Annotated in this window: 6 protein-coding genes; 3 read left to right on the forward strand and 3 right to left on the reverse strand. The window is 65.9% G+C overall.

All coding sequences use genetic code 11. The features are described 5' to 3' along the window. Positions 1-5 precede the first annotated feature (5 nt). Positions 6-224 (reverse strand): hypothetical protein, encoded by a 219-nt coding sequence (locus RBR29_RS09855; RefSeq protein ID WP_320348923.1) that lies wholly within the window; start codon positions 222-224, stop codon positions 6-8. A gap of 178 nt (positions 225-402) precedes the next feature. Here RBR29_RS09855 and rng point away from each other — a divergent pair, with 178 nt between their 5' ends. Together rng and RBR29_RS09865 are read left to right on the forward strand one after the other, a co-directional pair. Beyond that, entirely contained in the window at positions 403-1872 is a 1470-nt protein-coding gene (rng, locus tag RBR29_RS09860) for a ribonuclease G (protein WP_320348925.1), read from the forward strand. A 53-nt stretch (positions 1873-1925) separates the two neighbouring features. Continuing rightward, positions 1926-3245 (forward strand): D-serine ammonia-lyase, encoded by a 1320-nt coding sequence (locus RBR29_RS09865; protein ID WP_320348926.1) that lies wholly within the window; start codon positions 1926-1928, stop codon positions 3243-3245. Positions 3246-3277: 32 nt separating this feature from the next. Here RBR29_RS09865 and RBR29_RS09870 read toward each other — a convergent pair whose 3' ends face one another. Together RBR29_RS09870 and msbA are read right to left on the reverse strand one after the other, a co-directional pair. Further along, positions 3278-3712 carry a hypothetical protein gene (locus RBR29_RS09870; protein WP_320348927.1) on the reverse strand — a complete coding sequence of 145 codons (435 nt, stop codon included), beginning with the start codon at positions 3710-3712 and terminating at the stop codon, positions 3278-3280. Continuing rightward, entirely contained in the window at positions 3709-5598 is a 1890-nt protein-coding gene (msbA, locus tag RBR29_RS09875; protein WP_320348929.1) for a lipid A export permease/ATP-binding protein MsbA, read from the reverse strand. Before msbA ends, RBR29_RS09870 begins: the two co-directional genes overlap by 4 nt. 148 nt (positions 5599-5746) lie before the next feature. Here msbA and RBR29_RS09880 point away from each other — a divergent pair. Further along, positions 5747-6512 (forward strand): glycosyltransferase family 9 protein (locus tag RBR29_RS09880; protein ID WP_320348931.1); only part of this gene is annotated, 766 nt, incomplete at its 3' end.

Genomic DNA, 6512 nt, shown 5'->3' on the forward strand with positions numbered 1-6512 from the left:
AGACGTCAGGCCCCGAGCCTGGCGTCACGCTGCATCGTCTGCGCAATGAAGAACACCGCTGCGCCAACAGCCAGCGGAGGCCATGAAGGCATGAACAAGGCCACACCCCCCAGGACGATCCCGGCCAGAGAGCCCAGCAGCAGGACCTTGTCGCGTTTGCTCAGGCAGGCCCCGATCGAGGTGCCGATGAGAATGACCGCAAGAATCTGATAGATGACATGCATGAACGCCTCCTGTTGTATTTGTCGTGCAAGGCGTGGGCGGCACGGAGCCTCCCCCGCATCCGTTGTCCGCTACTGGACCCATCGAGTGTAGGGCATCGCCCCCAAACCGGCAAACATGGGATTGCAGGGGGTGATAAATTGCATTCATCCGAACCGATACGGTAAAACGGCCGCACCCATGACAGAAGACATCCTCATCAACGTCACCCCATTCGAAACCCGCGTCGCCCTGACCACCCAGGGCGTCGTGCAGGAACTGCATATCGAACGCAGCATCCAGCGCGGTCATGTCGGCAATCTGTATCTGGGGCGTGTTGCCCGCGTGCTGCCCGGAATGCAGAGCGCCTTCGTGGACATTGGCCAGGAACGCGCCGCTTTCATTCATGTGGCCGATTTGCGGCAAAACCGCCATGTCCGCATCGGCAACGACCATACCCCACCGACTCCCATTGAAAAACTGCTGTTCGAGGGCCAGTCCCTGCTGGTCCAGGTCATCAAGGATCCCCTGGGCACCAAGGGGGCGCGGCTGTCCACCCATATCAGCATCGCCGGTCGCATGCTGGTCTACCTGCCCCACGAACCGCATATCGGCATTTCCCAGCGCATCGGCAACGAAACGGAACGCAATGCGCTGCGCGAGCGTCTGCTGGCGCTGAAACCCGCAGACGAGCCCGGCGGGTTCATTGTGCGCACCCAGGCCGAGGACGCCAGCGACGAAGAACTGGCCGCCGACATCACCTATCTACGCACGCTGTGGGCCAGCATCCAAACCCGCATCCGCCAGGCGCCGGCGCCCTCCTGCGTCTATGTCGAACCCACCCTGGCACAGCGCGTGCTGAGGGACATGGTCACGCCCGATACCGCCTCGATCACGGTCGACTCGCGCACAGTGACACAGGAACTGGTGGAATGGGCGCAGCGCTACACGCCGTCGGTCGCGGACCGCATTCATCATTACCGCGGCAACCGGCCATTGTTCGACATGGCCAACGTGGACGAGGAAATCGCCCGCGCCCTGTCGCGCCGCGTGGACCTGAAATCGGGCGGCTACCTGATCATCGACCAGACCGAAGCGCTGACGACCGTGGACGTGAACACAGGCGGTTTCGTGGGGGGGCGCAATTTCGACGATACGATCTTCAAGACCAATCTGGAGGCAGCGGTGGCCATCGCCCGCCAGCTGCGGCTGCGCAATCTGGGCGGAATCATCGTGCTGGATTTCATCGACATGGACGACCCCGGCCACCAGGCTTCCGTGCTGGCCGAACTGAACAAGGCCCTGGCGCGCGACCGCACCCGCACGACCGTGAGCGGCTTCAGCCAGCTGGGGCTGGTGGAAATGACCCGCAAGCGCACCCGGGATTCGCTGGCGCACCAGATGTGCGAGCCCTGCCCGACCTGTGAATCACGCGGCACTGTGCGCACACCACGCACGCTGTGCTATGAAATCCTGCGGGAAATCCTGCGAGAATCGCGCCAGTTCGACCCCAAGGAATTCCGCATCGTCGCCGCGCAGCCGGTGATCGACCTGTTCCTGGAAGAAGAAAGCCAGCACCTGGCGATGCTGGGTGATTTCATCGGCAAGCCGATCTCGCTGGAGGTCGAGGCCGGCTACAGCCAGGAACACTACGACATCGTGCTGCTGTGATTCAGCACGTCGTATGCATGAACGCCTGAACGGGCGACAGAACGAGGGGAACCATGATGGATGCGCACGCCGCCCTGGGGGCCGAAACACTGCAGAACCTGCGCGAACGGCGCTCGCAGCTCTGGCTGTCCCCGACGCACGACCCCGCCGATGATGGCCGGGATCTGCCCTATGCGCCCTCGGCGGCGCAAGCCTGTTTCGAACGTTGCGCCGGCCTGTTGGCCCGCCTGTTCCCCGAACTGGCCGCCACCGGCGGGCGGCTGTCTTCACCGCTGTCGCCCATCCCGCGCCTGCAACAGGCATTGGCCTCTGCCGGTGCAGGATCCGCCCCCGAAGGCGCCTGGTTCCTCAAGCGAGACGACATCCTGCCGGTCGCAGGATCGGTCAAGGCGCGCGGCGGCTTTCACGAAGCGCTCGTCCTGGCCGAACGCCTCGCGCTGGAAGCCGGCCTGCTGCAAGCGGACAACGACCGCCTGCGGCTGGCCGAGCCATCGGTTCGCCAATACCTGGGCCGGCACACCCTGTCGGTGGGCAGTACGGGCAACCTGGGCCTGGCCATCGGCCTGATCGGCGCCGGCCTGGGATTCCGGGCTGCCGTCCACATGTCTTCGGACGCCAAGACCTGGAAAAAAGACCGCCTGCGCCAGCGGGGTATCGAGGTCATCGAGCACGCGGGCGACTATGCCGCTGCCGTCGCCTCGGGCCGCACGGCCGCCCTGGACGATCCCGCAATCCATTTCGTGGACGACGAGCGCTCCGAAGCCCTGTTTCTGGGCTATGCCGCAGCGGCACAGGAACTGCTGGACCAGATCCAGGCCACTGGCCGCCCTGTGGACGCGTCCCACCCCCTGTTCGTCTACCTGCCCTGCGGCGTCGGCGGCGCCCCTGGCGGCATCAGCTACGGCCTGAAGCGCTTGCTCGGTCCACACGTGCATTGCTTCTTTGCCGAACCCGTCGCTTCGCCCTGCATGCTGGTCCAGATAGCGGCAGGCGTCGCACATCCCGTGTCGGTGCACGATATCGGCCTGGACAACCGGACCGAGGCCGATGGCTTGGCGGTCGGCCTGGCATCCCCGCTGGTCGCCCCCATCATGGCGCGGCTGCTGGCTGGCGTGTTCACCGTAGACGATGACACCCTGTTTCGCGATGCACTGCTGCTGGAACAGACGGAGGGCATGTTCATCGAACCTTCGGCCGCCGCTGGCTTGCGAGGCCCCCGCTGGCTGCTGGGCTCACCGCGCGGGCGCCGCTACCTGCAGCGCCACGATCTGACGCCGGTGATGGCCGGGGCCACCCATGTGGTCTGGAGCACCGGCGGCGCGCTGGTGCCAGAGGACATCCGCGCCCAGTTCCGGGCCCGAGGCGCGCACTGAGCAACCGTCCGGTACCGCACGGACGGCCCGCATCAGTTGCCGACATCCATCTTGTTTTCCCAACTGGTATTCGCCGTGCAGGAATCCGGTTTCATCATGGCGGTGAACATCCGCTGGACCCGGTCCATCTGTCCTGCCCGGTAGCTGTAGGCCTTGACGTTGATGGTCCGGTTATGCAGCCGGGTCAGGCTGAGCACGACACTGCGGTCCCAGCCCGCGTCGGGTTCGGGGCGATAGATGACACGCCCAAAGGCCGATTCACCCGGCACCATCTCGAACGTGTAGGTCTCGTGGCATACCGCCGCATGCCGGAACAGATTCTGCTGCACCTGCGGAAAATCAATGGGCAGGCGGCGGCGCTCGGTCACCTGATAGCGGTCGGTTTCCAGCTGGTCGATGCTCAGGCCGGTCGGCGCGGCGCAAGCGGCCAGGACAGTCAATGATGCCAGGGCGAATAGGGTTTTCATGAGGGTCTCCGGGAATTCTCGCCCTCATCGGCGAGGCAATCTGGGCTGGACGCCTGAGGCGCCGGGGGATGCGGGGATTCCATGGATTCGATGCCGCCGGCAGCGCCGGACACCGCGTCGTCCTGGAATTGCAGGCGGTACAGATTGGCGTACAAGCCCCCGGCCGCCAGCAGTTCGGCATGGCTGCCCTGTTCGACGATGCGGCCCTGGTCCAGGACGACGATGCGATCGGCTTTCTGCACGGTACTGAGCCGGTGGGCGATCACCAGCGTCGTGCGGCCTGCCATCAGCCGTTCCAGAGAAAGCTGCACCTGGCGTTCGGATTCGTTGTCCAGGGCTGAAGTGGCCTCGTCCAGGATCAGGATCGGGGCGTTCTTGATGAGCGCCCGGGCAATGGCCAGGCGCTGGCGCTGGCCACCGGACAGCGCGCTGGCATTGCTGCCTACCGGGGTATGGATGCCTTCGGGCAGGCCATCGACGAAATCCAGCAAGCTGGCAGCTTCCAGGGCTGCGCGGATGCGGTCTTCAGGCACATCGCCCAGGATGCCGTAGGCGACGTTTTCGGCGATCGTGCCGTCAAACAAGACCACGTCCTGGCTGACCAGCGACAGCTGCGAGCGCAGGGCGCCAAGCCGCAATGCGCGCACGTCGATGCCGTCGATCGACACCTGGCCGCCGGTGGGTTCGACGAAACGCGGCAGCATGTTCACCAGCGTGGTCTTGCCGCTGCCCGACCGCCCCACCAGCGCCACCGTCTGGCCTGCCTGGACCGTGAGCGTCACCCGGTCCAGGGTGTCCTGGGCCGCATCGGGGAAACGATGCGTGACGGCATCGAAGACGACCTCGCCGTGCAGGCGGCCCTGGATTTCCAGTTTGCCAGCGTCCGCTTCGACTGGTTCGTCGATCAGGGCGAACACGCTTTCGGCCGAAATCAGCATGCGCTGGGCAGCGCCAGCAATGTTGGTGAGCCGTTTCAAGGGATCGAATATCTGGCCCAGCGCCGCCATGAAAGCGGCGAAACTGCCCACCGTCAGCCCCTGGTGATTGGCCTGATACAAGGCGACGGCCACCACGATGGCCACGGACAGGGCGACGAAAAACTGGGAAATCGGCGACATGGCCGAATCAGCGCTGGCCGCGCGCATGGCAAAGCGTCGCAGGCGGGCATTGACGTAGGCAAAGCGGTCGCGCTCGCGCGCATAGCCGTCGAACAGTTTGATGACGCGCTGGCCGGCGATGGCTTCGGAGACCACGTGGGTCAGTTCCGCGTTCATATTGATCGTGTCGCGGTTGATACGCCGCAGGCGGCGGACGAAATAGCGCCCTGTCACCACGGACAGCGGCAACATCACCAGCACGATCAGCGTCAGCTGCCAGGACATGTACAGCAGCACCGCCAGCAGGGCCACGACCGTCAGGGATTCGCGCACGATCACGCGGATGACTTCGGTGGACAGGCCGCTGACGTTGCCCGCGTCGATGGTGAAACGGTTGAGCAGCCGCCCATGGTCGCGGGCACGGAAGGTTTCGTCGGACATGCCCAGCAGACGGTCGAACATGTCGCGACGCAGACCCAGCAGCATGTTGTTGGCAACCCAGGACATCAGGTAAGTGCCGCCAAACGTACAGAGCCCCCGCAACAGCATCAGGCCGACGACGGCCAGCGGAATGGACCAGATGTAGTCGGGCTGCGCGCCCGTGAAGCCTTCATCGAGCAGCGGCTTCATGATGACGGCCAACAGCGGCTGGGTTGCCGAGGCGATGCTGAGCAGCACCAGCGCCAGCAAGCCGACCTTCCAGTCCCGGCCCAGGCGGATGTAGATCTGCCGCCACAGTTCCAGGCGCACGGGGCGGCTGTCCACAGGATGGTCGGTGGTGGTCTTCACCCGGCACACTCTCTTATATACTTTGGGAATCGTGCATTTTAGCCCGTTCGCGCCTCCGGGCCGCAGCGGGTGCCGGAGCCGCCGATTGCCTCTCTTGCCCAATCCCGCCCTGTACGTGCGCCTGCCCAACTGGGTCGGTGACGTCTGCATGAGCCTGCCCAGCCTGGAGGCCCTGCTGGCCACCGGCCTGCCCGTCGTGGCCTGCGCCCGGCCCTGGGCACAGGATCTGTTGTCCGCCTACCCTCTGGCAGGTTTCATTCCCATGCAAGGCCCCTGGCGGGCCGACCGAGCGGCTGTCCGTCATGCGCGGCGGCAGGCGCCGCTCGGACGCCCCCTGGGCTTGCTGCTGCCCGATTCTCTGTCCAGCGCCCTGGTGTTCCGGTTCGCAGGGATTCCCTGCGCCGGCTACCGGGACGACGGCCGCAGCCTGATTCTGCGCTGGCCCTGCGCCAAGCCGACCGGCCCGCTGCACGCGGTGCAGTCCTGGTATCACCTGACCCGCCACGCCTTGACGCAATGGCATCTGGCGGTGCCTCCGCCCCAGCCTGCCGAAGAACTGCGCTGGCAGGCCGCCCTCGCGCACGAAGACGCAGCATCCCGGACACTTGCCCAGGCGGGGCTGTCCCGGGGGGGCTTTGTCCTGATCGCCCCGACGGCCACGGGCCTGCACAAAGGCCGCGTCAAGGTCTGGCCGGGCTTCGACAGCCTGACCCGTTCCCTGCAGGCGCGCGGCCTGACAGTCGCCATGGCGCCGCCCCCATCCGAACGCCAAGCCGCGCTCGACAACGCCCCGACCGCCCTGCTGCTGCCGCCCCTGGGACTGGGGGCCTTTGCTGCCTTGACCCGCCGCGCGGCCCTGGTGATCTGCAATGACTCGGGGGTATCCCACCTGAGCGCCGCCGCCGGGGCCCGGC

Origin of the sequence: Castellaniella sp. (assembly GCF_034007085.1) — a bacterium.
Lineage (GTDB): Bacteria > Pseudomonadota > Gammaproteobacteria > Burkholderiales > Burkholderiaceae_B > Castellaniella.